This is a genomic window from Streptomyces sp. NPDC088261 (assembly GCF_044740805.1).
Lineage (GTDB): Bacteria > Actinomycetota > Actinomycetes > Streptomycetales > Streptomycetaceae > Streptomyces.
In genome coordinates, this window is sequence record NZ_JBIURL010000003.1 from 440452 (window position 1) to 466292 (window position 25841).

20 protein-coding genes are annotated in these 25841 nt (G+C 72.1%); 18 read left to right on the forward strand and 2 right to left on the reverse strand.

From position 1 onward, the window contains the following. Window positions 1-81: 81 nt before the first annotated feature. From ACIODU_RS09145 to mutM, 9 genes are all read left to right on the forward strand, one after another. Window positions 82-1740, forward strand: a complete 1659-nt coding sequence (locus ACIODU_RS09145; RefSeq protein WP_401765625.1) for a DAK2 domain-containing protein — start codon at window positions 82-84, stop codon at window positions 1738-1740. A gap of 25 nt (window positions 1741-1765) precedes the next feature. Continuing rightward, window positions 1766-3988 carry an ATP-dependent DNA helicase RecG gene (gene recG, locus ACIODU_RS09150; protein ID WP_401765628.1) on the forward strand — a complete coding sequence of 741 codons (2223 nt, stop codon included), beginning with the start codon at window positions 1766-1768 and terminating at the stop codon, window positions 3986-3988. Window positions 3989-4095: 107 nt separating this feature from the next. Further along, window positions 4096-4680, forward strand: a complete 585-nt coding sequence (rsmD, locus tag ACIODU_RS09155) for a 16S rRNA (guanine(966)-N(2))-methyltransferase RsmD (RefSeq protein WP_356428367.1) — start codon at window positions 4096-4098, stop codon at window positions 4678-4680. Window positions 4681-4706: 26 nt separating this feature from the next. Continuing rightward, window positions 4707-5186, forward strand: coding sequence for a pantetheine-phosphate adenylyltransferase (coaD, locus tag ACIODU_RS09160; protein WP_356428480.1), 480 nt, complete (start codon window positions 4707-4709; stop codon window positions 5184-5186). Between the two features lie 97 nt (window positions 5187-5283). Next, entirely contained in the window at window positions 5284-6471 is a 1188-nt protein-coding gene (locus ACIODU_RS09165; protein WP_401765632.1) for an ATP synthase F0 subunit B, read from the forward strand. 143 nt (window positions 6472-6614) lie between these two features. After that, on the forward strand, window positions 6615-7253 hold the full coding sequence (locus tag ACIODU_RS09170; protein ID WP_356428478.1) for a DUF177 domain-containing protein: 639 nt from the start codon (window positions 6615-6617) through the stop codon (window positions 7251-7253). Window positions 7254-7255: 2 nt separating this feature from the next. Continuing rightward, window positions 7256-7429: a 50S ribosomal protein L32 gene (gene rpmF, locus ACIODU_RS09175; protein ID WP_003965982.1), complete on the forward strand. Its 174-nt coding sequence runs from the start codon at window positions 7256-7258 to the stop codon at window positions 7427-7429. A 19-nt stretch (window positions 7430-7448) separates the two neighbouring features. Beyond that, the gene (gene rnc / locus ACIODU_RS09180; RefSeq protein WP_356428361.1) at window positions 7449-8417 is read left to right on the forward strand and encodes a ribonuclease III; all 969 of its coding nucleotides are present in this window, start codon (window positions 7449-7451) and stop codon (window positions 8415-8417) included. A gap of 121 nt (window positions 8418-8538) precedes the next feature. Then, on the forward strand, window positions 8539-9399 hold the full coding sequence (gene mutM / locus ACIODU_RS09185; protein ID WP_356428358.1) for a bifunctional DNA-formamidopyrimidine glycosylase/DNA-(apurinic or apyrimidinic site) lyase: 861 nt from the start codon (window positions 8539-8541) through the stop codon (window positions 9397-9399). A 37-nt stretch (window positions 9400-9436) separates the two neighbouring features. On the opposite strand, the gene ACIODU_RS09190 is transcribed toward mutM, so the two are convergent. Continuing rightward, window positions 9437-10342 (reverse strand): CAP domain-containing protein, encoded by a 906-nt coding sequence (locus tag ACIODU_RS09190; RefSeq protein WP_356428355.1) that lies wholly within the window; start codon window positions 10340-10342, stop codon window positions 9437-9439. Window positions 10343-10488: 146 nt separating this feature from the next. Here ACIODU_RS09190 and ACIODU_RS09195 point away from each other — a divergent pair, with 146 nt between their 5' ends. From ACIODU_RS09195 to ftsY, 5 genes are all read left to right on the forward strand, one after another. Next, window positions 10489-10770 carry an acylphosphatase gene (locus ACIODU_RS09195; RefSeq protein WP_356428352.1) on the forward strand — a complete coding sequence of 94 codons (282 nt, stop codon included), beginning with the start codon at window positions 10489-10491 and terminating at the stop codon, window positions 10768-10770. 388 nt (window positions 10771-11158) lie between these two features. After that, window positions 11159-11377: a hypothetical protein gene (locus ACIODU_RS09200; protein ID WP_356428350.1), complete on the forward strand. Its 219-nt coding sequence runs from the start codon at window positions 11159-11161 to the stop codon at window positions 11375-11377. A gap of 219 nt (window positions 11378-11596) precedes the next feature. Then, window positions 11597-15811 (forward strand): AAA family ATPase, encoded by a 4215-nt coding sequence (locus tag ACIODU_RS09205; RefSeq protein ID WP_401765636.1) that lies wholly within the window; start codon window positions 11597-11599, stop codon window positions 15809-15811. Between the two features lie 117 nt (window positions 15812-15928). Next, window positions 15929-17347, forward strand: coding sequence for a sugar porter family MFS transporter (locus ACIODU_RS09210; protein WP_356428344.1), 1419 nt, complete (start codon window positions 15929-15931; stop codon window positions 17345-17347). Window positions 17348-17426: 79 nt separating this feature from the next. Next, on the forward strand, window positions 17427-18665 hold the full coding sequence (gene ftsY / locus ACIODU_RS09215; protein WP_356428342.1) for a signal recognition particle-docking protein FtsY: 1239 nt from the start codon (window positions 17427-17429) through the stop codon (window positions 18663-18665). A 318-nt stretch (window positions 18666-18983) separates the two neighbouring features. On the opposite strand, the gene ACIODU_RS09220 is transcribed toward ftsY, so the two are convergent. Further along, window positions 18984-19553, reverse strand: a complete 570-nt coding sequence (locus tag ACIODU_RS09220) for a bifunctional DNA primase/polymerase (protein WP_401765640.1) — start codon at window positions 19551-19553, stop codon at window positions 18984-18986. Window positions 19554-19980: 427 nt separating this feature from the next. Here ACIODU_RS09220 and ACIODU_RS09225 point away from each other — a divergent pair, with 427 nt between their 5' ends. The 4 genes from ACIODU_RS09225 to ACIODU_RS09240 all read left to right on the forward strand — a co-directional run bounded on the left by ACIODU_RS09225 (window position 19981) and on the right by ACIODU_RS09240 (window position 25811). Beyond that, the gene (locus tag ACIODU_RS09225; protein WP_401765642.1) at window positions 19981-21456 is read left to right on the forward strand and encodes a hypothetical protein; all 1476 of its coding nucleotides are present in this window, start codon (window positions 19981-19983) and stop codon (window positions 21454-21456) included. Between the two features lie 265 nt (window positions 21457-21721). After that, on the forward strand, window positions 21722-22999 hold the full coding sequence (locus ACIODU_RS09230; RefSeq protein WP_356428334.1) for an ammonium transporter: 1278 nt from the start codon (window positions 21722-21724) through the stop codon (window positions 22997-22999). Next, window positions 22996-23334 (forward strand): P-II family nitrogen regulator, encoded by a 339-nt coding sequence (locus ACIODU_RS09235; protein WP_167026465.1) that lies wholly within the window; start codon window positions 22996-22998, stop codon window positions 23332-23334. Before ACIODU_RS09230 ends, ACIODU_RS09235 begins: the two co-directional genes overlap by 4 nt. A 17-nt stretch (window positions 23335-23351) precedes the next feature. Then, window positions 23352-25811, forward strand: a complete 2460-nt coding sequence (locus ACIODU_RS09240) for a [protein-PII] uridylyltransferase (RefSeq protein WP_401765645.1) — start codon at window positions 23352-23354, stop codon at window positions 25809-25811. The last annotated feature ends 30 nt before the right edge of the window (window positions 25812-25841 follow it).

A 25841-nucleotide genomic window follows, 5' to 3' on the forward strand; every position in this document is an offset into this window, starting at 1 on the left:
GGGGCGCGGGCGGCCCCGGGGGTTACCCTGCGTCCAGCCCGCCAGCCCAGGCCGTGAAGGCCGCCCAAGGAGGACCACCCGGTGCCGCAGACCCTCGACGCCGAAACGGTGCGGAGCTGGTGCTCACTGGCTCTGGAGGCCCTTGGGCGGGAGCGCGAGGAGATCGACGCGACGAATGTCTACCCGGTCGCGGACGGCGACACCGGCACCAACCTCTACCTGACCGTCGAATCCGCGGCGCACGCCGTCGAGGCGGTGTTCGCCGCGCACGAGACCGGGGGGTCCGTGCCCGCGGCGGGGGACGCCGTACGGGCCATGGCGCACGGCGCGCTGATCGGGGCCCGGGGCAACTCGGGGACGATCCTGGCGCAGTTGCTGCGGGGCATGGCGGACGTGCTGGCGGACGACGGCACGCGGGAGACGCACGGCGCCGACGGGGCCGGTGAGGGGGACCACCTCGCGCGGGCGCTGCGCCGGGCCGCCGGGCTCGCCCGGGAGGCCGTCGCGCACCCCGTCGAGGGCACGATCCTCAGCGTCGCCTCGGCGGCGGCGGACGCCGCCGAACAGGCCCGGGGCGGTACGGCCGCCACCGCGCGCGCCGCCCACGCCGGAGCCCGTACGGCCCTGGACGCCACCCCCGGACAGCTCGCCGTCCTCGACCGCGCCGGGGTCGTGGACGCGGGGGGCCGGGGACTCCTCGCCGTCCTGGGCGCCCTCGTCCAGGCCCTCTCGGGGCAGGCGCCCGCGGCCTTCACCGCCGCGCCCCGGCGGCCCGGGGAGCCGGTCGTGTCGCCGGCCGACGAAGGGCCCGGCGCCTTCGGTTCCTGCGACGCCGACGACGGCCCCGCCTTCGAGGTGATCTACCTGCTGGAGGCCGGCGACGACGCCGTGACCCGGCTGCGCGCCCGGCTCGACCGGCTGGGCGACTCCCTGGTCGTCGTCGGCGGGGACGGGCTGTGGAACGTGCACATCCACGTGGACGACGCCGGCGCCGCCGTGGAGGCCGGGGTCGAGGCGGGACGCCCGTACCGCATCAGGATCACCCACTTCGGCGCGGCGGAACGGGCCCCGGAGCAGGTCCAGCGGGCCGTCGTCGCCGTCGTCCCCGGTGAGGGCCTTGCCGGGCTCTGCGCGGAGGCCGGCGCCACCACCGTGCTCGCGCGCCCCGGCGAGCCGCCCGCCAGCGGCGAACTGGTCGAGGCGATCCGGCGCGCGCACGCCCGCGAGGTGGTGCTGCTGCCCAACGACGCGGCCCTGCGCCACACCGCCGCCGCGGCGGCCGAGCAGGCCCGCGCCGAAGGGGTACGGGTCGCCCTCATCCCCACCCGGGCCGCCGTCCAGGGCATCGCGGCCCTCGCCGTCCACCAGCCCGACCGCCGCTTCGACGAGGACGTCGTGGCGATGACCTCCGCGGCCGGCGCCACCCGCTACGCCGAACTGGCGGTCGCGGAACGGCAGTCCTGGACCATGGCGGGCATCTGCCAGGCCGGGGACGTCCTGGGCCTGATCGAGGGCGACGTGGCGGTCATCGGCGCGGATCTCGCCGCCACCGCCGAGGCCGTGCTCACCCGGATGCTCCTCGCGGGCGGCGAGCTGGTGACGCTGGTCCTCGGCGAGGACGTGCCCGACGCCCTCGCCGACCGCCTGGAGGCGCACGTACGGGAAGGGCATCTCGCGGTCGACACCGTCGTCTACCGGGGCGGCCGGCAGTCCGCGCCCCTGCTCATCGGCGTGGAGTAGCTCTCTGTCAGTGCCGTGGTGTGCAATGGATCGTGTGTCAGCGCTGGACGAATCCCTCACGAAGACGCTCGGCCCCGCCACCGCGAAGGTGATGGCCGAGCAGCTCGACCTGCACACGGTCGGCGATCTGCTGCACCACTACCCCCGGCGGTACGAGGAGCGCGGCCAGCTGACCACGCTCGCCGACCTGCCGCTGGAGGAGGACGTGACGGTGGTCGCCCAGGTCGCCGACTCCCGGATCGTGCGGTACGGAGGCGGCTCGGGCCAGCGTCTGGAGATCACCCTCACCGACGGCAGCGGCCGGCTCCAGCTGGTCTTCTTCGGCCGGGGCATCCACAAGCCGCACAAGGACCTGCCGCCCGGCAGCCGCGGCATGTTCGCCGGCAAGGTGTCCGTGTTCAACCGCAAGCTCCAGCTGGCCCATCCGACGTACGTCACGCTCGGCACCGACAGCGGCGAGGACGCGGTCGACGCGTTCGCGGGCAGGCTCATCCCGATCTACCCCGCCTGCAAGGGCCTTGAGTCCTGGAAGATCACCAAGGCGGTCGACGCGGTCCTGCCCCGGGCCGCCGAGGCCCTGGACCCGCTGCCGCCCGCCCTCCGCGACGGACGCGGCTTCGCCTCCCTGCCCGAGGCGTTGCTCAAGGTCCACCGGCCCGAGACCCGCGCGGACATCGCGGACGCGCGCGAGCGGCTGAAGTGGGACGAGGCGTTCGTCCTCCAGGTCGCGCTCGCCCGGCGCCGCCACGCCGACGCCCAACTCCCCGCCGTGGCGCGGAAACCGGTCGCGGGCGGGCTGCTGGACGCCCTCGACGCGAGCCTGCCCTTCACCCTCACCGACGGCCAGCTCAAGGTCACCGCCGAGATCTTCGCCGACCTCGCCACCGAACACCCCATGCACCGGCTGCTCCAGGGAGAGGTGGGCTCGGGGAAGACCCTCGTCGCGCTGCGGGCGATGCTCACCGTCGTGGACGCGGGCGGACAGGCCGCGATGCTCGCCCCGACCGAGGTCCTCGCCCAGCAGCACCACCGGTCGATCACGGAAATGATGGGCGAGCTGGCCCAGGGCGGCATGCTCGGCGGCGCCGAGAAGGCGACGAAGGTCGTGCTGCTCACCGGCTCCATGGGCACGGCGGCCCGGCGCCAGGCGCTGCTCGACCTGGTCACCGGCGAGGCCGGGATCGTGATCGGTACGCACGCCCTGATCGAGGACAAGGTGAAGTTCCACGACCTCGGCCTGGTCGTGGTGGACGAGCAGCACCGCTTCGGCGTCGAGCAGCGCGACGCCCTGCGCTCCAAGGGCAAGCAGCCCCCGCACCTGCTGGTCATGACGGCCACCCCCATTCCCCGTACGGTCGCCATGACGGTCTTCGGCGACCTGGAGACGTCGGTGCTGGACCAGCTGCCCGCCGGGCGGCTGCCGATCGCCAGCCATGTCGTCCCGGCCGAGGACAAGCCGCACTTCCTGGCCCGCGCGTGGGAGCGGGTGCGCGAGGAGGTCGGCAAGGGCCACCAGGCGTATGTCGTGTGCCCGCGGATCGGGGACGACGAGGACGAGACGGGGAAGAAGAAGCCGGCCAAGGGGAAGTCCGCGGGGAAAGCGGCCGACAAGGCCGCCGAGGAGGACGGGAAGCGTCCGCCGCTCGCCGTCGTGGAGGTCGCCGCCCACCTGGCCCAAGGGCTCCTGGCCGGTCTGCGGATCGAGATCCTGCACGGCCGGATGCAGCCCGACGACAAGGACTCCGTGATGCGCCGCTTCGCCGCCGGCGAGGTGGACGTCCTGGTCGCGACGACGGTCATCGAGGTCGGGGTGAACGTGCCGAACGCGACCGCGATGGTGATCATGGACGCGGACCGGTTCGGCGTCAGCCAGCTGCACCAGCTGCGCGGCCGGGTCGGGCGCGGCTCGGCCCCCGGGCTCTGCCTGCTGGTCACGGACATGCCCGAGGCGAGCCCGGCGCGGGCCAGGCTCGGCGCGGTCGCGGCCACCCTGGACGGCTTCGAGCTGTCCCGTATCGACCTGGAGCAGCGCCGCGAGGGCGACGTCCTCGGCCAGGCCCAGTCCGGGGTGCGCTCGTCCCTGCGGATGCTCGCCGTCATCGACGACGAGGAGATCATCGCGGCGGCCCGCGAGGAGGCCGTCGCGGTGGTCGCCGAGGACCCGGAGCTGGCGGGCTACCCGGAGCTGCGGATGACCCTGGACGCGCTGCTGGACGCCGAGCGGGAGCGCTACCTGGACAAGGGCTGACAGGGCCCGGCCGGGTCGTACGCCCTATCGTGAGAGCAGCAGTCCCGCTCCCTTCCGTCCATCCCTCCATCCCCCCGTCCCCACGAAAACCGAGGTTCGCGACCCCCATGACCCGCGTGATCGCCGGTTCCGCCGGCGGACGCCGGCTCGCCGTCCCGCCCGGCACCGGCACCCGCCCCACCTCCGACCGGGCGCGCGAGGGGCTCTTCTCCAGCTGGGGATCGCTCCTCGGCACCCTCGAAGGCGTCCGGATCGCCGACCTCTACGCCGGGTCGGGCGCCATCGGCCTGGAAGCCCTGTCCCGGGGCGCCGTACACGCCCTGCTCGTGGAGTCCGACCCGCGCGCCGCCAGGACCGTCCGGGAGAACGTCAGGACCCTCGGCCTGCCCGGCGCCGAGGTCCGTACCGGCAAGGCCGAGCAGATCGTCACGGGACCGGCCCCCGACGCCCCGTACGACCTGGTCTTCCTCGATCCGCCGTACGCCGTCACCGACGACGATCTTCGGGAGATCCTCCTCACACTCCGCACTCAGGGGTGGCTCACGGGCGACGCCGTCGCCACCGTGGAACGCAGCACCAGAGGCGGGGAGTTCGGCTGGCCGGGGGGATTCGAGCCCCTGCGGTCCCGTCGCTACGGCGAGGGAACGTTTTGGTACGGTCGCGCCGCCTCTACGTGCGAAGACGCACCATGACCGGACCGGAGAGCGAGGGAATTCAGTTGCGCCGCGCCGTCTGTCCGGGGTCCTTCGACCCCATCACCAATGGACATCTCGACATCATCGCCCGCGCCTCCAAGCTGTACGACGTCGTGCACGTGGCGGTGATGATCAACAAGTCCAAAAAAGGGCTGTTCACGATCGACGAGCGGATCGACCTGATCCGCGAGGTCACCTCCGAGTTCGGCAACGTGGAGGTGGAGGCCTTCCACGGCCTGCTCGTCGACTTCTGCAAGCAGCGCGACATCCCCGCCATCGTCAAGGGCCTGCGCGCGGTCAGCGACTTCGACTACGAACTCCAGATGGCCCAGATGAATCACGGCCTTTCGGGTGTCGAGACTCTGTTCGTCCCCACCAACCCCGTGTACAGCTTCCTCTCCTCCTCCCTCGTCAAAGAGGTCGCGACCTGGGGCGGAGACGTCTCCCACCTGATCCCCCCGGCCGTCCACCGCGCCCTCGCCGCCCGCCTCGGCACGTCCTGACGGACCGGCGGCCCCTCATCTGGTGTCGGAGCGGCTCCCACTGGCCGTACAGTCGTTGCGTCCGTCTCCAAACCAGCTGAGAGAGTGGCGAGCACCGGTGGACGTGCAGAAGAAGCTCGACGAGATCGTCGACACGGTGGGCAGTGCCCGCTCCATGCCCATGTCGGCGTCCTGCGTGGTGAACCGCGCCGAGCTGCTCGCGATGCTGGAGGAGGTGCGCGACGCGCTCCCCGGCTCGCTGGCCCAGGCCCAGGAACTGCTCGGCGGCCACGAACAGCTCGCCGCCCAGGCCCGCCAGGAGGCCGACCGCATCATCGGCGCCGCCCACGCGGAACGCACCACCCTCATCTCCGACACGGCGGTCGCCCGCCGCGCCCAGGAGGAGGCCGACCGGATCCTCTCCGAGGCCCGCAGGGACGCCGCCGAGGTCAAGGCCGAGGCCGACGACTACGTCGACTCCAAGCTCGCCAACTTCGAGGTCGTCCTCACCAAGACCATCGGCTCCGTCGACCGGGGCCGCGAGAAGCTGCTGGGCCGCGACCCGGGCCGCGGTGAGCAGGGGTACGGCTCCGAGGGCGACGACGCCGACGACGCCCCCGAGCACAGCACCGACCCGGAGACCCTGATCCGGCGCGCCGACGAGTACGTGGACGCCAAGATCGGCGCCTTCGAGGCGGTCCTCTCCAAGACCCTCGAAGCCGTCGGGCGCGGCCGGCAGAAGCTGCTGGGCAGGACCGAGATCGACGACCTGGCCGCGCACCTCGCCGCCCAGGACGCGGCGGGCCCCCAGATGCGCACCAGCGACGCCGACCACTGGGCGGACCTCGCGGAGGTGCCGCGCGAGCAGCCCGCCGCCCAGGACGCGGCGGCCGCGCAGCTGCCCCAGATCCCCGCCCAGCAGCCGTACGTGGACCCCGCCTACGGGCAGCCGGCCGCCGCGTACCAGGAGACCGGCTACCAGGACCCCGCGTACCCCGACCAGGCGTACGCCGGATACGGCCAGCAGGACACCTACGGGGGCGGCTACCAGCAGGATCCGTACGCGTACCCGCAGCAGCCCCCCGTCACGCAGGGGTACGGCCAGGACCAGGGCCAGGCCCAGGGGTACGACCCGAACTACGGCTGGCAGCAGCCCGCCGGCCAGCAGCCGCCCGTCCCGCAGCCACCGCAGCACCAGCCCGGCCAGGCCCACCCCGACCAGCAGGGCGCCCTGGACGAGACCAGCCTCTTCGACACCAGCATGATCGACCTGGACCAGCTGCGCCGGTACGAACAGGGCCGCTGACGCACCCGGGGCCCGGATTGGGCCTACGGCGGCCGGTCCAGTACCCTGGCTCTTCGGCCGCGTGTATGTCCGCGGCCCCCGCTGCCCTCTTCGTTTCCGCGACACCGCGGCGGCCCCTCCACGATCCGAAAGTTGGAACAGCCCTGAACGCGCGCCTCGACCACCGCGACCCCCTCGTGTTCGACACACACGAGCTGGGGCGGCGTCCTGGTGCGCTCAGGAAGCTGACCAGGACGGTCCCCGCGCCCCAGGACTTCGGCATCGGCGGAGTCATCGGCACGCCCGAGGGCGGCCCGGTGGAGCTGACTCTCCGTATCGAATCCGTCATGGAGGGCGTGCTCGTCACCGGCACCGCCCGTGCGACGGCCGAGGGGGAGTGCGTAAGGTGTCTGGAGCCGCTGGGCCAACCGGTCGAGGCGGACTTCCAGGAGCTGTTCTCGTACCACGACGCCGATGACCGGGGCCGCACCCGTGCGGAACCCGGCGACGACGCCGAGGACGACGAGGACACGCTGTTCATCGAGGACGGACTGTTCGACCTCGAACCTGTGCTGCGTGATGCGGTGGTGCTCGCACTGCCGATGCAGCCGGTGTGCCGGGAGACCTGTGCCGGCCTGTGTTCCGAATGCGGAATCAGGCTGGACGAGAATCCCGGTCACCACCACGACGCCGTCGACATCCGTTGGGCGGCATTGCAGGGACTCGCCGAAACCGTCAAGGACGGCGAGAAGGACAACATGGGCGGCGCCGCAGCTGGCGCCGACGAGAAGCAGGAGAAGTAGCCGTGGCTGTTCCGAAGCGGAAGATGTCGCGCAGCAACACGCGCCACCGCCGGTCGCAGTGGAAGGCTGCGGTCCCCACCCTGGTGTCGTGCGAGCGCTGCCAGGAGCCGAAGCTCCAGCACATCGCGTGCCCGAGCTGTGGCACGTACAACAAGCGCCAGGTCCTCGAGGTCTGAGCGGCTGGTGAGAGGCACGATGTCTGAACTGTCCACTGCCAAGAAGCAGGCAGACAACGTCAGTACGGCCTCGTCCCCCACGCTTCTGGAAGGGCGGCTCGGCTATCGGCTGGAGTCCGCCCTTCTGGTGCGTGCGCTGACCCATCGTTCGTTCGCGTACGAGAACGGCGGTCTGCCCACCAACGAGCGGCTCGAATTCCTCGGGGACTCGGTGCTCGGCCTGGTGGTCACGGACACGCTGTACCGCACCCACCCCGACCTGCCTGAAGGCCAGCTGGCCAAATTGCGGGCCGCGGTGGTCAACTCGCGTGCGCTGGCGGAAGTGGGCCGCGGCCTGGAACTCGGCTCCTTCATCCGGCTCGGCCGGGGCGAAGAGGGCACGGGGGGCCGGGACAAGGCTTCCATCCTCGCCGACACCCTTGAAGCGGTGATCGGCGCCGTCTATCTCGACCAGGGTCTCGACGCGGCCTCGGAGCTGGTGCACCGGCTCTTCGACCCGCTGATCGAGAAGTCCTCCAACCTCGGAGCCGGCCTGGACTGGAAGACCAGTCTCCAGGAGCTCACCGCGGCGGAGAGTCTCGGGGTTCCCGAGTATCTCGTCACGGAAACCGGTCCCGACCACGAAAAGACCTTCACTGCTGCCGCCCGCGTCGGTGGTGTCTCGTACGGCACCGGCACCGGCCGCAGCAAGAAGGAAGCGGAACAGCAGGCGGCGGAGTCCGCGTGGCGGTCGATCAGGGCCGACGCGGACGCGCGGGCGGCGGCGGAGAAGAACGTCGTGCACATCGAAGGGGCCGACCCGGTCCCGGAGACCCCGGGGGTGCCCGGGGACGTGGCGCCGTCCGGCCCCGGCGCCAACGGTTCGGATCCGGGCTCCGTCAACGGCTCGGGCCCGGGCTCCGGCTCCGGGCAGCAGTCCGGGCATGGTGTCGATCCTGACGCCGTGGTTCCCGCCGACCCCGCTTCCGCGGACGCGGCCCAGGCCTGACCGGCAGTCCGGTCAGCCGTACGGCCCTCTTGGTACGCCCCTCGCGCCGGATCCCGGTGTGAGGGGCGTCGCCCGTTCCGCTCTTGTCCCCGCCCTGTCTTGCTGTCCCGCGAGGAGTCCCGTGCCCGAGCTGCCCGAGGTCGAAGTGGTACGGCGCGGTCTGGAGCGCTGGGTCAGCGGCCGGACCGTCGCCGGGACCGACGTGCTGCATCCGCGCGCGGTACGGCGCCACCTCGCCGGCGGCGAGGACTTCGCGGCCCGCGTCAAGGGCCACACCATCGGCACGGCCCGCCGGCGCGGCAAATACCTCTGGCTCCCGCTCGCCGACACCGACGCCTCGATCCTCGGCCACCTCGGGATGAGCGGTCAGCTCCTCGTCCAGCCGGAGACCACACCCGACGAGAAACACCTGCGGATCCGCATCCGGTTCGCCGACTCCCTCGGCACCGAACTGCGCTTCGTGGACCAGCGCACCTTCGGCGGACTCTCACTGCACGACAATTCCCCCGACGGGGTGCCCGACGTCATCGCGCACATCGCCCGGGACCCCCTGGACCCGGAATTCGACGACGACGCGTTCTACAGGGCGCTGCGCCTGCGCCGTACCACCGTCAAGCGCGCGCTCCTGGACCAGTCACTGATCAGCGGCGTCGGCAACATCTACGCGGACGAGGCGCTCTGGCGCGCCAAGCTCCACTACGAACGCCCCACCGCGACCCTGCCCCGGCCGCGCGCCGTCGAGCTGCTCGGGCATGCGCGGGACGTGATGAACGGGGCGCTCGCCGTCGGCGGCACCAGTTTCGACAGCCTGTACGTCAACGTGAACGGCGAATCGGGTTACTTCGACCGGTCGCTGGACGCGTACGGCCGCGAGGGCGAGCCGTGCCGGCGCTGCGGGACCCCCATCCGGCGCAGGCCGTGGATGAACCGCTCCAGCTATTTCTGCCCGCACTGCCAGCGCCCGCCGCGTACGGCGGTGTAGACGGGTCCGTACGGGTGGTTCCGTACACGTGGCGCTGTCAGAACCCGAAGTCCTGCGTCCACCACGGGCCGCCGGTGCCGGTGTGCACTCCTACGCCCAACCGGGTGTAGTCGCAGTTCAGTATGTTCGCGCGGTGGCCCTCGCTGTTCATCCACGAGTCCATCACCGCCTGGGCGTCGGCCTGGCCCCTGGCTATGTTCTCGCCGCCGAGCTTCTGCACCCCGGCCTGGTCGGCGCGGTCCCAGGGAGTGTTTCCGTCGGGATCCGTGTGGTCGAAGAAGCCGCGCGCGGCCATGTCCTCGCTGAAGTCCTGGGCCAGCCCGGCCAGTGAGGCGTCGGCCCGGACCGGGGCGCACCCGACCTTCGCCCGCTCGTCGTTGACCAGGGAGAGGACAGCGGTCGCGGCGGACGCCGCCGCGGGGCCCTGCCCCTGGTCCTCCGTCGCGCGCCGGGTCGTCTGCTCGGGTTCCGGGGCCCGGGTCGCGGGCGCCTCGGTCTTCTTCGTCTCGGGCGCCCGCGTGACCGGGGCCTTCGCCTTCTTCGACGCGTCGGCCGACGGCTTCGACGGAGTGGCGGCGCGCTTCTTGGCCGGGGTGGTCGCCACCCGGCCCGGCGTGGAGGGCGAGGCGGACACGGAGGCGGACGGGTATTCCGTGGGCTCGGCCGAGGCGCCGCCCTGATCCAGCAGCTCGGGCGCGCCGTCGGTGCGTACCTGCTCACCGGTGGGCCCACCGCCGACGTTGTACTGGTCGCCGCCGGGCAGCAGCCCCGAGGCCACCGCCACCGCGCCGACGGCCATGGCCGCCGAGGCGCCGAGCAGTCCGGTCCTCACGGGGGCGGCGACGCGCCGCTTACGGCGTGCACCACCCCGGTGCCTGCCTGCCGTGGCGTCCGCGTAGTCCACAGCGGCGGGTACGGCGGCGGAGCGCGAATGGCGTCCCATCGACTGTGCCTTCCTCATGCTCTCGACATGATCCTGATAGCAACGTGCCTCACCCGTACGAGTGAGGCTCATTGTGACCGGACTGTAGCCCATGGCGTCCGGGGCCGGTGTGTCGTACGGCCGATTGCCGGGGATAACGTGTGGCCGTGAATGACGACGTACGGCTCACCGCCTGGGTGCGCGGACGAGTACAGGGAGTGGGCTTCCGCTGGTTCACCAGGGCGAACGCGCTGGAGATCGGCGGGCTGACCGGATTCGCCCTCAACCTCGACGACGGCCGGGTGCAGGTGGTGGCGGAAGGGGCGCGTGAGAAGTGCCACGGCCTCCTGGAGTGGCTGCGCTCGGACGACACACCCGGACGGGTCGACGGGGTGACAGAGATATGGGGCACAGCGCGCGGGGATTACGAGACCTTCGCGATCCGCTGAGCCGGCCGTCCGGGACGGCGTTCGGGACCCCCTCGGGAGGGCCCGCGGAGGCCTCCGGCGGCCGTCGACGCCAGCATTGACCTGGTGGTTGCCAAAAATGGCCCCGCCGTGCGAGGCTGCGCGATTAACGAAGATCTCCACGCCCGCAGGGGCCCGTGGGTGAGGCGGTGCCGCGTTCCGACGGCCGAGCCCCCCGGGCCGACGGCCTGCGCGGGCGATGATCGTGTTGACCGTCAAACTTTTTGGTGAGACTCTGGAATCCCCGCGCACCTTAGCTGTTTGGCAGTAAGAACCGCAGCGGAGCAAGCACTGTCAGGCACCGCGGGTGCGATTTCCCCTATGACCCAACCGCATACGGTCGGTCACTCAGTGTGGAGGACCATCCATCATGGCAAAGGCGCTTCTCGGTTACGTCGGCGGTTCCGACCCGCGACTCCTCGCCGAGATGCGACGGCTTCAGAAGCGTGTCCAGGACCTCGAATCCGAGTTGGCACGGATCCAGTCCGAGAACGACGCGTTGAACGCCGCCGTCGCACAGCACCCTGGAGACTCGATGTTCGAGAACATGGACATCGAAGTACACCAGGGGGAGCCTGCGCTCACCTGATCACCGCCCCCGTCGGGGCCGGGTGAGTCACACTCGCGCAGATTCGGCACCATTCAGCAAGATATGCAAGGGACGCTTCGGCGTCCCTTCTTTCTTTCCATCTTCCGTTGTACACAGCGAGGTTGACCGTACGACGCCCTTTCCTAAGGTCTGATGTGCCCTGCGCGTTCGGCGGCGAAACCGCCGGACGGCGACGGGAGCGGGGTAAAGTCCGGCGGCGTGCACCTCAAGGCCATGACCCTGCGCGGGTTCAAATCCTTCGCGTCCGCCACGACACTGCGCTTCGAGCCGGGCATCACCTGTGTGGTGGGCCCGAACGGCTCCGGTAAATCGAACGTCGTGGACGCGCTGTCCTGGGTCATGGGTGAACAGGGAGCGAAATCGCTGCGCGGCGGCAAGATGGAGGACGTGATCTTCGCCGGGACGACCGGGCGGCCCCCGCTCGGCCGCGCCGAGGTCTCGCTCACGATCGACAACTCCGACGGCGCGCTGCCCATCGACTACGCGGAAGTCACCATTACGCGGATCATGTTCCGCAACGGCGGCAGCGAATACCAGCTCAACGGGGACACCTGCCGGCTTCTCGACATCCAGGAACTCCTCTCCGACTCCGGTATCGGCCGCGAGATGCACGTGATCGTCGGACAGGGCCAGCTGGATTCCGTCCTGCACGCCGATCCGATGGGCCGCCGGGCCTTCATCGAGGAGGCGGCGGGGGTGCTCAAACACCGCAAGCGCAAGGAGAAGGCGCTGCGGAAACTGGATTCGATGCAGGCGAACCTGGCGCGTGTCCAGGACCTCACCGACGAGCTGCGCCGCCAGCTCAAGCCCCTCGGGCGGCAGGCGGCGGTAGCGCGGCGGGCCGCCGTCATCCAGGCCGACCTGCGCGACGCGCGGCTGCGGCTGCTCGCCGACGATCTCGTACGGCTGCGGGACGCCCTGCGCACGGAGATCGCGGACGAGGCCGAGCTGAAACAGCGCAAGGAGGAGGCGGAGGGGCGGCTCAGGGCGGCGCTGACGCGGGAGACCGAGCTGGAGGACGAGGTACGGCGGCTCGCGCCGCGGCTCCAGCGGGCCCAGCAGACCTGGTACGAGCTGTCCCGGCTGGCGGAGCGGGTACGGGGCACGATCTCGCTGGCCGACGCGCGGGTGAAGAGCGCGACCGCGCCGCCCGCGGACGACCGGCGGGGACGGGAGCCCGAGGACATGGAGCGGGAGGCCGCCAGGATCCGCGAGCAGGAGGCGGAGCTGGAGGCCGCGCTGGAGGCGGCCGAGCACGCGCTGGAGGACACCGTCGCGCACCGCTCGGAGCTGGAGCGGGCGCTCGCGGTGGAGGAACGCCGCCTCAAGGACGTGGCGCGGGCGATCGCGGACCGGCGCGAGGGGCTGGTGCGGCTGGCGGGGCAGGTCAACGCGGCGCGGGGGCGGGCGGCGTCCGCGCAGGCCGAGATCGGGCGGCTGGCGGAGGCGAGGGACGCGGCGGGGGAGCGGGCGGCGGCGGCGCGCGAGGAGTACGAACAGCTCAAGGCGGAGGTCGACGGTCTGGACGCCGAGGACGAGGAGCTCGCGGAGCGGTACGCGGCGGCGCGGGAGTCCCTGGCGGAGGCGGAGGCGGCGCTGTCGGTGGCGCGGGAGGCGGCGACGGGCACGGACCGCGAGCGCGCGGCGGTCGCGGCGCGGCACGACGCGCTGGCGCTGGGGCTGCGGCGCAAGGACGGCTCCGGCGCGCTGCTCGCGGCCCGCGACCAGCTGACGGGCCTGCTCGGCCCGGCGGCCGAGCTGCTGACGGTGACCCCGGGCCACGAGATCCCGGTGGCGGCGGCGCTGGGGGCGGCGGCGTCGGCGATCGCGGTGTCCACGCCCGGCGACGCGGCGTCCGCGATCCGCCTCCTCCGCGCCCGGGACGCGGGCCGGGCGTCGCTGCTCCTGGCGACCTCTCCGGCCACGGTCCCGCCCCAGGCGACGAGCACGGCCACCCGCGACGAACTCGCGAGACCTCCGGCCCCGAGGCGCCCTCAATCGCCGGACGGGCTGAACACCGCCGAGGCGGAGCCGCCCTCCGCGGGGGGCGCCGGCCCTGCGGGCCTACCGCGTCCTCAATCGCCGGACGGGCTGGAGGGGGCGGGGGAGGGGGTTGCGCCTGCGGAGGGCGGCGAGTTCGGTGGCCCTGCGGGCCAACCGTGTCCTCAAACGCCGGACGGGCTGGAGGGGGCTCCGTCGCTCGGCGGGGTGGAGGTGGCTGGGGCGAAGCTTCCGGCGTCGGAGGGTGGGGGGTTCGGTGGCCCTGCGGGCCAACCGTGTCCTCAAACGCCGGACGGGCTTGAAAGGGCTCCGTCTCCGGATGGGCTTGAAAGGCCCCCGTTGCCGGATGGGCTTGAAAGGCCCCCGTCGCCGGATGGGCTTGGAAGGGCTCCGTCGTCGGGCGCGGTGGAGGGGGCCGGGGCTGAGCTTGGGGCTTCGGAGGGGGGCGACGGTTCTGGGGCGGGGGCCGCCCATCAAGCCCGTCCGGCGATTGAGGACGGCCTTTCCGCCGGAGGCGGGGGAGCAGCCGCCCGCGAGCTCGCTGGGGTCGCCCAAGCCCGTCCGGCGATTGAGGACAGCCCTTCCGCCCGAGGCGGCGGCACCCGCGCGCCCCGCGTCGTCGACCTCGTGCGCGGGCCCCGCGAACTCATGGACTCCGTCAGGCACCTCGTCAGGGACATCGTCGTCGTCGGGACCCTCGAAGACGCCGAGGAGCTGATCGCCGCCGACCCCGGCCTCGTCGCCGTCACCGCCGAAGGCGACCTCCTCGGCGCGCACTTCGCGCACGGCGGCTCCGCGGGCGCGCCCAGCCTGCTGGAGGTCCAGGCCTCCGTGGACGAGGCCGCCGCCACCCTCCGCGACCTGGACGCACGCAGCGAGGAGCTGGCGCAGGCGCAGGCCAGGGCCACCGCCACCCGCGCCGAACGCGCCGCCCTCGTCGAGGAGCTGGGCGACCTCCGCCGCGCCGCCGACCGCGCCAAGTCCGCCGTGTCGGGACAGCTCGGCCGCCTCTCCGGGCAGGCCCGCGGCGCCGAGGGCGAGGCCGAGCGCACCGCCTCCGCCGCCGCCAAGGCCCAGGACGCCCTGGAGCGCGCCACCGAGGAGGCCGAGGAACTGGCCGAGCGGCTGCTCGTCGCCCAGGAGGCCGGAGAAGGGGCGGAGGACGAACCCGACACCTCCGTACGGGACCGGCTCGCCGCCGACGGGGCCAACGCCCGCCAGACCGAGATGGAGGCGCGCCTCCAGGTCCGTACCCACGAGGAACGGGTCAAGGGCCTCGCCGGCCGCGCCGACGCCCTCGACCGGGGCGCGCGCGCCGAGCGCGAGGCCCGGGCGCGCGCCGAGCAGCGCCGCGCCCGGCTGCGCCACGAGGCCCGCGTCGCCGGAGCCGTCGCGTCCGGCGCCCGCCAGCTGCTCGCCCACGTCGAGGTCTCCGTCGTACGCGCCGAGGCGGAACGTACCGCCGCCGAGGCCGCCAAGGCCGAACGCGAACGGGAACTGGTCACCGAGCGCACCCAGGGCCGCGACCTCAAGGCCGAGCTGGACAAGCTCACCGACTCCGTCCACCGCGGCGAGGTCCTTGGCGCCGAGAAGCGCATGCGCATCGAGCAGCTGGAGGCCAAGGCCCTGGAGGAGCTGGGCATAGAGCCGGCCGGGCTGGTCGCGGAGTACGGCCCCGACCAGCCCGTACCACCGTCCCCGCCCGCCGAGGGCGAGACCCTGCCCGAGGATCCCGACGACCCGCGCAACCGGCCCCGCCCCTACGCCCGCGCCGAGCAGGAGAAGCGGCTCAAGGCGGCCGAACGGGCGTACCAGCAGCTCGGGAAGGTGAACCCGCTCGCCCTGGAGGAGTTCGCGGCGCTGGAGGAACGCCACCAGTTCCTCTCCGAGCAGCTCGAAGACCTCAAGAAGACCCGGACGGACCTCCTCCTCGTGGTGAAGGAGGTCGACGAGCGGGTCGAGCAGGTCTTCACCGAGGCGTACCGCGACACGGCACGCGAGTTCGAGGGCGTGTTCTCCCGGCTCTTCCCCGGCGGCGAGGGCCGGCTGATCCTCACCGACCCCGACCACATGCTCACCACCGGCGTCGACGTCGAGGCCAGGCCGCCGGGCAAGAAGGTCAAGCGGCTGTCCCTGCTCTCCGGCGGCGAACGGTCCCTGACCGCCGTCGCCCTGCTGGTCTCCATCTTCAAGGCCAGGCCCAGCCCGTTCTACGTGATGGACGAGGTGGAGGCGGCCCTGGACGACACCAATCTCCAGCGGCTGATCCGCATCATGCAGGAGCTCCAGGAAAGCTCGCAGCTGATCGTGATCACCCATCAGAAACGCACGATGGAGGTCGCCGACGCGCTGTACGGCGTCTCCATGCAGGGCGACGGCGTCTCCAAGGTCATCAGCCAGCGGCTCCGCTGACGGTTGGGTTTTCACCCAGCCGGCGGGTGTTGCAGCAGGGCGTGATGCCCCGTTGTGCGCCACTGTGGGGGCTCGCCCCCCCCACACCCGGCGACGCCGGGCGCTCCAGGAGTTCATGTGACCACCACCACGAAGGTGCAGCCCTCCGACGGCAACGCGCCCCGCCCCGACCACCTCCGCCACGTCATCTACATCACCACGGCCGCGGCGATGGGCGGATTCCTCTTCGGCTACGACAGCTCCGTGATCAACGGCGCCGTCCAGGGCATCCGGGGCCGCTACCACATCGGTTCACTGCCGCTCGCCCAGGTCGTCGCCGTCGCTCTGCTGGGATCCGCGATCGGCGCGGCCACCGCGGGCCGGATCGCCGACCGGATCGGCCGCCTCCACTGCATGCGGATCTCCTCGGTCCTGTTCACCATCAGCGCGGTCGGCTCCGCCCTGCCCTTCGACATCTACGACCTCGCGGTCTGGCGGGTCATCGGCGGCTTCGCGATCGGGATGGCCTCGGTGATCGGCCCCGCGTACATCGCGGAGGTGTCGCCCGCCGCGTACCGGGGCCGGTTCGGCTCCTTCCAGCAGGGCGCCATCGTGCTCGGCATCGCCATCTCGCAGCTGGTGAACTACGGCATCCTCCAGCTCGCCGACGGTGACCAGCGCGGCGACCTCGCCGGCCTGGAGGCGTGGCAGTGGATGCTCGGGGTGATGGTCGTCCCGGCGATCTCGTACGGTGTGCTGTCCTTCACGATCCCCGAGTCGCCCCGCTACCTGATCTCCGTGGGCCGGGAGACCGAGGCGAAGCGGGTGCTCGCCACGGTCGAGGACAAGAACGTCGACCTGGACGCGCGGGCGGCGGAGATCGAGCTGGCGATGCGCCGGGAGCACAAGTCGACCTTCAGGGACCTGCTCAACGGGCGCAACTTCCTGCCCATCGTGTGGATCGGCATCGGACTGTCGGCCTTCCAGCAGCTCGTCGGCATCAACGTCGCCTTCTACTACTCGGCGACGCTCTGGCAGTCCGTCGGGATCAACCCGTCCAGCTCGTTCCTCTACTCCTTCACGACCTCGATCGTGAACATCATCGGCACGATCATCGCGATCTCGCTCGTCGACCGGGTGGGCCGCAAGCCGCTGGCGATCGTCGGATCCTGCGGCATGACCGTCGCCCTGGCCTTCGAGGCCTGGGCGTTCTCCGCCCACCTCGTGAACGGCAAGCTCCCCACCACCGAGGGCACGACGGCCCTGGTCGCGGCGCACGTCTTCGTGCTCTTCTTCGCGCTGTCCTGGGGCGTGGTCGTCTGGGTCTTCCTCGGCGAGATGTTCCCCAACAAGATCCGCGCGGCGGCGCTGGGCGTCGCGGCGTCGGCGCAGTGGATCGCCAACTACGCCATCACCGCGAGCTTCCCGAGCCTCTCGGCGGACTGGAGCCTCTCGGGGACGTACATCATCTACGCGTGCTTCGCGGCGCTGTCGCTGCCGTTCGTGCTGATCTTCGTCAAGGAGACCAAGGGCAAGACGCTGGAGGAGATGGGCTAGGGCGCGCCGCCGACCGTGTTCTGTATGTGACCCTCCGGAACCGGGGACCGGCACCGTCGTGGTCGATACTGGGAGCGTTATGGAAATCCTCATCCTTGTTGTAGTCATCGCCCTGGTCGCGGTCGGCGCGATCAGCGCGCTCCTGGTCGGCAGCCGTAGGAAGAAGAAGCTGCCGCCCCGGGCGCCGTCGAGCTCGCCGACCCTCACAGCTCCGCCCGCCGAGCCACACGTCGGTGACGAGGCGGAGACGCCGCGCGACGAACCGCGCCGCACCATCGAGGAGGTCGGCCTCCCGGACGCCTCGGACGCCACGGGGTCGCCGGTCGCCGTCGAGGACCCGGTGGTCGGCGCGCCGCCCCCCGTCGAGATCGAGATCCCCGAGCCGACCGCCGGCCGGCTGGTCCGGCTCCGCGCCCGGCTCTCCCGCTCGCAGAACTCCCTCGGCAAGGGGCTGCTCACGCTCCTGTCGCGGGAGCACCTGGACGACGACACCTGGGACGAGATCGAGGAGACGCTGCTCACGGCGGACGTCGGTGTCGCGCCCACGCAGGAACTGGTCGGACGGCTCAGGGAGCGCGTGCGGGTGCTGGGCACCCGGACGCCCGGCGAGCTGCGCACGCTGCTGCGCGAGGAGCTGGTGGCGCTGCTGGACGTGGGCGCGGACCGGGAGGACTTCGACCGGACGGTCAGGACCGAGAGCGTCCTGGACACCCCGGCCGTCGTGATGGTCGTCGGGGTCAACGGGACCGGCAAGACCACCACCACGGGCAAGCTGGCGCGGGTGCTGGTCGCGGACGGGAAGTCGGTCGTGCTCGGCGCGGCGGACACGTTCCGCGCGGCGGCGGCGGACCAGCTCCAGACGTGGGGGCAGCGGGTCGGGGCCCGTACGGTACGGGGACCCGAGGGCGGCGACCCCGCGTCGGTGGCCTTCGACGCGGTCAAGGAGGGCATCGCGGAGGGCGCCGACGTGGTGCTCATCGACACCGCCGGGCGGCTGCACACCAAGACCGGGCTGATGGACGAGCTGGGCAAGGTCAAGCGGGTCGTGGAGAAGCACGGGCCGCTGGACGAGGTGCTGCTGGTGCTGGACGCGACGACCGGGCAGAACGGGCTGGTCCAGGCGCGGGTGTTCGCGGAGGTCGTGGACATCACCGGGATCGTCCTGACCAAGCTGGACGGCACCGCGAAGGGCGGCATCGTGATCGCGGTCCAGCGGGAACTGGGCGTACCGGTGAAGCTGGTGGGCCTGGGGGAGGGCGCGGACGATCTGGCGCCGTTCGAGGCGGGGGCGTTTGTGGACGCGTTGATCGGCGACTAACGCTGCGCGGTGCATGGTGGTTGGTGGTTGGTGCGGTTACTGATTGTCCTCAAACGCCGGACGGGCTTGGTTGCGTGGTGGTGCGGGGGCCGGGGCCTCCGGAGGCGTGTGTCCGGACTGCATGATTTACGGCGCGTGCGGCTCGGGTTTCGGGTGCGGGCCGTGTGCGCCACAAATCACGCTCTACGTCCGGACACACGCCTCCTGCGGCCCCGGCCCCCTCGCGTCGGTGGGTGGCCTGCCGGGCAACTCAAGCCCGTTCGGCGATTGAGGACAACGCGCGCGAAGCGCGTGGGGAACGGGGGCCGCGCCAGTGGGCTAGGCCGCTGAGCGGTGGCAGATGTACGCCAGGGTTCCCAGGAGCAGCCTCGCCTGGGGCGGGGTCGCCGTGTCCAGGGACGGGGGGCGCAGCCAGCGGACCGGGCCCCGGCCCGGGATCTCGGTGGGCGGGGCCGGGACGTGGCCCGAGCCCTGGCCGCGCAGGTCCAGGCCCGCGTCGTCCCACCCCATGCGGTACAGCAGCTGGGGCAGTTCGGCCGCCGCCCCGGGCGCCACGAAGAAGTACGCGCGCCCGCAGGGCGTCGCCAGGACCGGGCCCAGGGGCAGTCCCATCCGCTCCAGGCGGACCAGGGCCCGCGAGCCCGCCGTCGCCGACACGTCGAGGACGTCGAAGCTGCGGCCCACCGGCAGCAGGACCGACGCCCCCGGGGACTCGGACCACACCTTGGTGACGTCGGCCAGCGTCGCGCCCGCCGGCACCTCGTCGCCCGGCCCTTCGGGCGAGCCGGGGGCGACGTCCCAGCCCCAGAGTCCCGTGTACTCCGCCACCGCCGTGCACTCCGTGGTGCCGCGGCCGCGGCGGCGCGTGCCGCCGATCGTGAAGCCCATGCCCCCTCCAACGGGTCGGGTGCGCCGGTGGTTACGACTCGCAGTCTGCCCGTGACCCTCTGTGTTCGTCGGGTCGCTTCCGGCGGCGTACGGGAGCACTGGGGGTGGTGCGGACCGCCGTACGCGCCCCGGCGCACACCGCTTCACCCGTTCCTGATCGTCGTGTGTCAAGTGAATCGCGCCCGGCCGGGGGGCAGTTCATTCGAAGGGGTGGCGAATGGTGGCGTTTCTGGAATCACCCTCGCCGGACGGGTGATCGTAGGATTACTTTCGGTACACGGACCCCGGAGGAAAGTGCGACCACGGGTATGCCCGGGGCAACTCGGTTTCCTGTTCGAAGGGGGGCAACCTCCGGACAGGGAGCCACACCTCACGGCATTCTGATAGCGGTTCGCGTGACAGGGCTTGAACGGATGGGGGCGTACGAGTGGGCGGCAGCGGCGCGAGCGGCACGAATTCAGGCAAGAGCCCGAACGGGCAGCTGGGCTCGTGGTTTGCGCGAAGCGGCTGGTCGAAGGGTGAACTCGCACGTCAAGTCAACCGCAGGGCCCGTGAGATGGGCGCCCATCACATCAGCACGGACACCTCGCGGGTACGGCGCTGGCTCGACGGCGAGCAGCCGCGCGAGCCCATTCCGCGGATCCTGTCCGAGCTGTTCTCCGAGCGGTTCGGCACGGTCGTGGCCGTCGAGGACCTCGGCCTGCGCTCCGCGCACCAGTCACCCTCGGTGTCCGGCGTCGACCTGCCCTGGGCGGGACCGCAAACCGTGTCGCTGCTCAGCGAGTTCTCCCGCAGCGATCTGATGCTGGCCCGGCGCGGCTTCCTCGGCTCCTCGCTGGCCCTGGCGGCCGGACCGTCCCTGGTCGAGCCCATGCAGCGCTGGCTCGTCCCCACCCCGGCCGCCGAGCCGGAGCGGCCCGCGACGGAGGACCCGGGATCCCGCCCGCCCCGGCTCTCCCGGACGGAGCTGGACCTGCTGGAGTCGACCACGACCATGTTCCGGCAGTGGGACGCGCAGTGCGGCGGCGGGCTGCGCCGCAAGGCGGTCGTCGGGCAGCTGCACGAGGTGACCGACCTGCTCCAGGAGCCGCAGCCGCGCGAGACGGCCCGGCGGCTGTTCCGGTGCGCCGCCGAACTGGCCGAGCTGGCCGGCTGGATGAGCTACGACGTCGGGCTCCAGCCCAACGCCCAGAAGTACTTCGTCCTCGCGCTGCACGCCGCCAAGGAGGCGGGGGACAAGCCGCTCGGCTCGTACATCCTGTCCTCGATGAGCCGTCAGATGATCCATCTGGGCCGGCCCGACGACGCGCTGGAACTGATCCACCTCGCCCAGTACGGCAGCCGCGACTGCGCCACCTCCAGGACGCAGGCGATGCTGTATGCGATGGAGGCGCGCGCGTACGCGAATATGGGCCAGCCGAGCAAGTGCAAACGAGCCGTCCGGATGGCCGAGGACACCTTCTCCGACGTGGGCCTGGACGGCGAGCCGGAGCCCGACTGGATCCGGTTCTTCACCGAGGCCGAGCTCAACGGCGAGAACGCCCATTCGTACCGCGATCTGGCCTATGTCGCCGGCCGCAGCCCCACGTACGCCTCCCTCGCCGAGCCCGCCATGAGGCGTGCCGTCGAGCTCTTCGAGCACGACCGGGAGCACCAGCGGTCGTACGCGCTCAACCTCATCGGGATGGCGACCGTGCACCTGCTCAAGCGAGAGCCCGAGGAGTCGGCCGCCCTGGCCCAGACCGCCCTGACCGCGGCGAGGAAGGTGCGGTCGGAGCGGGTCAACAACCGGCTGCGCAAGACCGTCGACACCGCCGCGCGGGACTTCGGCGACGTCGCCGAGATCGCCTACCTGACCGACCGTCTCTCCACCCAGCTGCCCGAGTCCGCCGAGGCGGTCTGAGGGGTCCCCGGACTCCGGCCGCGACCGTCACCCCGTACAGCCCGACACGGCTCCCCCGCCGCGAGGTCAGCAGGGTGACGGCCGCGGCCGGTTTACGATGTCCCGCGGTTCATCGGTACGTAACATCCAGGACGTCTTCGTCACTGTTGCGAAACATGCAGCGGCACTGACTGAAACGGCGCTGCGCCAATCTCCTCAGCACAGTCGGCCCAGACCCCCCTGAGCATCCGCACGGGCCGTTCCGACTTCCGAGGAGACGCTGGCCTTGAATGGCGCAGATACCGCATTCGTATTGATCAGTGCCGCGCTCGTCATGCTGATGACGCCCGGCCTGGCATTCTTCTACGGCGGCATGGTGCGGGTGAAGAGCGCCCTCAACATGCTCATGATGTCGATGAGCGCGCTCGCCGTCGTCAGCGTGCTGTGGGTCCTGTACGGGTACTCACTGACGTTCGGCGACGACATCGGCGGGGGGCTGCTCGGCAACTTCGACCACATCGGGCTGAAGGGCATTACCGCCGACACGCTGACCGGTGGCAAGGAAGGCATTCCCGTCTTCGCCTTCGCCCTGTTCCAGCTGATGTTCGCCGTCATCACCCCGGCACTGATGAGCGGCGCACTCGCCGACCGCGTGAAATTCAGTTCCTGGACCCTGTTCATCGCGCTGTGGGTCAGCGTGGTGTATTTCCCGATCGCCCACTGGGTGTGGCAGTCCGACGGCTGGCTCTTCAAGCTGGGCGTGATCGACTTCGCCGGTGGTACGGCGGTCCACATCAACGCCGGTATCGGCGGACTCGCCGCGGTCCTGGTCGTCGGCAAACGCATTGGATTCAAGAAGGACCCGATGCGCCCGCACAGCCTGCCGCTCGTCGTGCTCGGCGCCGGACTGCTCTGGTTCGGCTGGTTCGGCTTCAACGCCGGCTCCGCGCTGGCCGCCAACGGCACCGCCGCGATCATGGCGTTCAACACCCAGATCGCCACCGCCGCCGCGATGATCGGGTGGCTCGCCTACGAGCGCATCCGCCACGGCGCGTTCACCACGCTGGGCGCCGCCTCCGGCGCCGTCGCCGGCCTGGTCGCCATCACCCCGTCCGGCGCGGCGGTCAACCCGTTCGGCGCGCTGCTCATCGGCGTCGTCGCCGGAGCGGTCTGCTCCTGGGCCGTCAGCCTCAAGTACAAGCTCGGCTACGACGACTCGCTGGACGTCGTCGGCGTCCACCTCGTCGGCGGTCTGATCGGCACCCTGCTCGTCGGCGTCCTCGCCATCAACGGCGTCGGCGGTCTCGACCAGCTCGGCAAGCAGGCCGTCGGAGCCTTCTCGGTGATGGCCTACTCCTTCGTCGTCACCTGGATCCTCGCCAAGCTCGTCGACAAGACGATCGGCTTCCGGGCGTCCGAGGACGACGAGACGAGCGGTGTCGACATGGCCTTCCACGCGGAGTCGGCCTACGACTTCAGTGCGCTGGGCGGCTCTCCCTCGGGCCGTAGTAGCGTCCCGGCCGACCTCGCCGGAGCGGCGACGAACAAGAAGGTGGACGCATGAAGCTCATCACCGCAGTCGTGAAGCCACACCGGCTCGACGAGATCAAGGAGGCCCTCCAGGCCTTCGGGATCCAGGGGCTCACGGTCACGGAGGCCAGCGGATACGGCCGGCAGCGCGGTCACACCGAGGTCTACCGGGGTGCGGAGTACACCGTCGACCTCGTCCCGAAGATCCGTATCGAGGTACTGGTCGAGGACAGCGACGCCGAAGAGCTCATCGAAGTAGTGGTCAAGGCCGCCAGAACCGGCAAGATCGGTGACGGCAAGGTATGGAGCGTTCCGGTCGACACGGCGGTCCGGGTACGGACCGGCGAACGCGGCCCCGACGCCCTCTGAGAGACGGGAACGACTGGGTGACGAGCCTCGAAGAGACAACCGAGCAGGCAGACTCGGGACCCAGCGGCTATGCGGCGGCCCGGCTGCGCCTTCTCCAGGAGAAGGCGCGGTCCGGGCCGCCGCGGCGCGCCGCCCTCGCGAAACTGACCGACGGCTGGCTGAACGCGCTGTTCACCACGGCCGCGAGGGAAGCCGGCGTCCGGGGCGCGGCCCTGGTCGCCGTGGGAGGCTACGGACGGGGCGAACTGTCCCCGCGCAGCGACCTCGACCTGCTGCTCCTGCACGACGGCAAGGCCGGCGCCCCCGCCATCGCGGCCCTCGCCGACCGCGTCTGGTACCCGGTGTGGGACCTCGGCCTCGCCCTGGACCACTCCGTCCGCACTCCCGCCGAGGCGCGCAAGACCGCCGGCGAGGACCTCAAGGTGCAGCTCGGGCTGCTCGACGCCCGGCACGTCGCCGGCGACCTGGGCCTCGTCACCGGCGTACGGACCGCGATCCTCGCCGACTGGCGCAACCAGGCCCCCAAACGGCTGCCCGAACTCGACGCGCTGTGCCGCGAGCGCGCCGAACGCCAGGGCGAACTGCAATTCCTCCTCGAACCCGACCTCAAGGAGGCCAGGGGCGGCCTGCGCGACGCCACCGCCCTGCGCGCCGTCGCCGCGTCCTGGCTCGCCGACGCACCCCGCGAAGGCCTCTCCGAGGCCCGCAGGCGCCTCCTGGACGCCCGCGACGCCCTGCACCTGACCACCGGACGCGCCACCGACCGGCTCGCCCTCCAGGAGCAGGACTCCGTCGCCGCCGAACTGGGCCTGCTGGACGCCGACGCCCTGCTGCGCCAGGTGTACGAAGCGGCCCGCACGGTCTCGTACGCCTCCGACGTCACCTGGCGCGAGGTCAACCGGGTCCTGCGCTCCCGGGGCGCCAGGCCCCGCCTGCGCGCCATGCTCGGCACCAAACCCGCGCCCGAGCGCACGCCCCTCGCCGAAGGAGTGGTCGAGCAGGACGGCGAGGTCGTCCTCGCCCGTACCGCACGCGTGGAACGCGACCTCGTGCTGCCCCTGCGGGCCGCGGCCGCCGCCGCCCAGGCGGGCCTGCCGATCTCCCTGCACGCCGTACGCCGTATCGCCGCCGCCGCGAAGCCCCTGCCGGTGCCCTGGCCCGCCGAGGCCCGCGAGGAACTCGTCAAGCTGCTCGGCGCCGGCGAGTCCACGGTCCCCGTCTGGGAGGCCCTCGAAGCCGAAGGCCTGATCACCCAGCTCCTGCCCGACTGGGAACGGGTCCGCTGCCGGCCCCAGCGCAACCCCGTCCACACCTGGACCGTCGACCGCCACCTCGTGGAGACCGCCGTCCAGGCCTCCTCCCTGACCCGCCGCGTCCACCGGCCCGACCTGCTCCTCGTCAGCGCCCTGCTGCACGACATCGGCAAGGGCTGGCCCGGCGACCACTCGGTCGCCGGCGAGGTCATCGCCCGCGACGTCGCCTCCCGCATCGGCTTCGACCGCGACGACATGGCCGTCATCGCCACCGTCGTACGCCACCACCTGCTCCTCATCGACACCGCCACCCGGCGCGACCTGGACGATCCCGCGACGGTCAGCTCCGTCGCCGGGCGGGTCGGTTCCCTCGGCACCCTGGAGCTGCTCCACGCCCTCACCGAGGCGGACGCGCTCGCCACCGGGCCCGCGGCCTGGTCCACCTGGCGCGCCGGACTCGTCTCCGACCTCGTGCAGCGGGTCGCCGCCGTCCTCGCGGGCCACGAGGTCCCCGAACCCGAACCCACCGCGCCCAGCGCCGAACAGGAGCGCCTCGCCGTCGAGGCGCTGCGCACCGGCGAACCGGTCCTCGCCCTGCACGCCCCGCAGACCGAGCCCCCGCCCGAGGAGGAGCCCGGCGCCGAACCCGAACCGGTCGGCGTCGAACTCCTCATCGCGCTGCCCGACCAGCCGGGCGTCCTGCCCGCCGCGGCCGGCGTGCTCGCCCTGCACCGGCTGACCGTCCGGGCGGCCGACCTGCGCGCCGTGGAGCTCCCCACCGAGCTGGGGGAGCGCTCCGACGTCCTGCTGCTGAGCTGGCGGGTGGCCGCGGAGTACGGCTCCCTCCCGCAGGCGACCCGGCTGCGCGCCGACCTCGTACGGGCCCTGGACGGCACCCTGGACATCCCCGCCCGGCTCGCCGAACGCGAGGCCGCGTACCCCAGGCGCCGGGGCGTGAAGGCCCCGCCGCCCCGGGTGACCGTCGCCCCGACGGCCTCCCGGCACGCCACGGTCATCGAGGTGCGCGCCCAGGACGCCCCGGGACTGCTGCACCGCATCGGCCGCGCGCTGGAGGAGGCGGCGGTACGGGTCCGCAGCGCGCACGTCTCGACCCTCGGCGCGAACGCCGTGGACACCGTCTACGTCACGCGCGCGGACGGGTCGCGGCTGCCGGAGGCGGACGCGGCGGCCCTGGCGAAGTCCCTGGAGGAAGCCCTGAGGTGAGCGGAGGCCCGGCCTCCGTGCGGTGAAAGG

Bases quoted from the DNA above. Each gene is read 5' to 3' on its own strand.
- recG (WP_401765628.1), top strand. From the start codon at position 1,766: ATGGATCGTGTGTCAGCGCTGGACGAATCCCTCACGAAGACGCTCGGC.
- rsmD (WP_356428367.1), top strand. From the start codon at position 4,096: ATGACCCGCGTGATCGCCGGTTCCGCCGGCGGACGCCGGCTCGCCGTC.
- rnc (WP_356428361.1), top strand. From the start codon at position 7,449: ATGTCTGAACTGTCCACTGCCAAGAAGCAGGCAGACAACGTCAGTACG.
- ACIODU_RS09190 (WP_356428355.1), bottom strand. From the start codon at position 10,342: ATGGGACGCCATTCGCGCTCCGCCGCCGTACCCGCCGCTGTGGACTAC.
- ACIODU_RS09200 (WP_356428350.1), top strand. From the start codon at position 11,159: ATGGCAAAGGCGCTTCTCGGTTACGTCGGCGGTTCCGACCCGCGACTC.
- ftsY (WP_356428342.1), top strand. From the start codon at position 17,427: ATGGAAATCCTCATCCTTGTTGTAGTCATCGCCCTGGTCGCGGTCGGC.
- ACIODU_RS09220 (WP_401765640.1), bottom strand. From the start codon at position 19,553: ATGGGCTTCACGATCGGCGGCACGCGCCGCCGCGGCCGCGGCACCACG.
- ACIODU_RS09235 (WP_167026465.1), top strand. From the start codon at position 22,996: ATGAAGCTCATCACCGCAGTCGTGAAGCCACACCGGCTCGACGAGATC.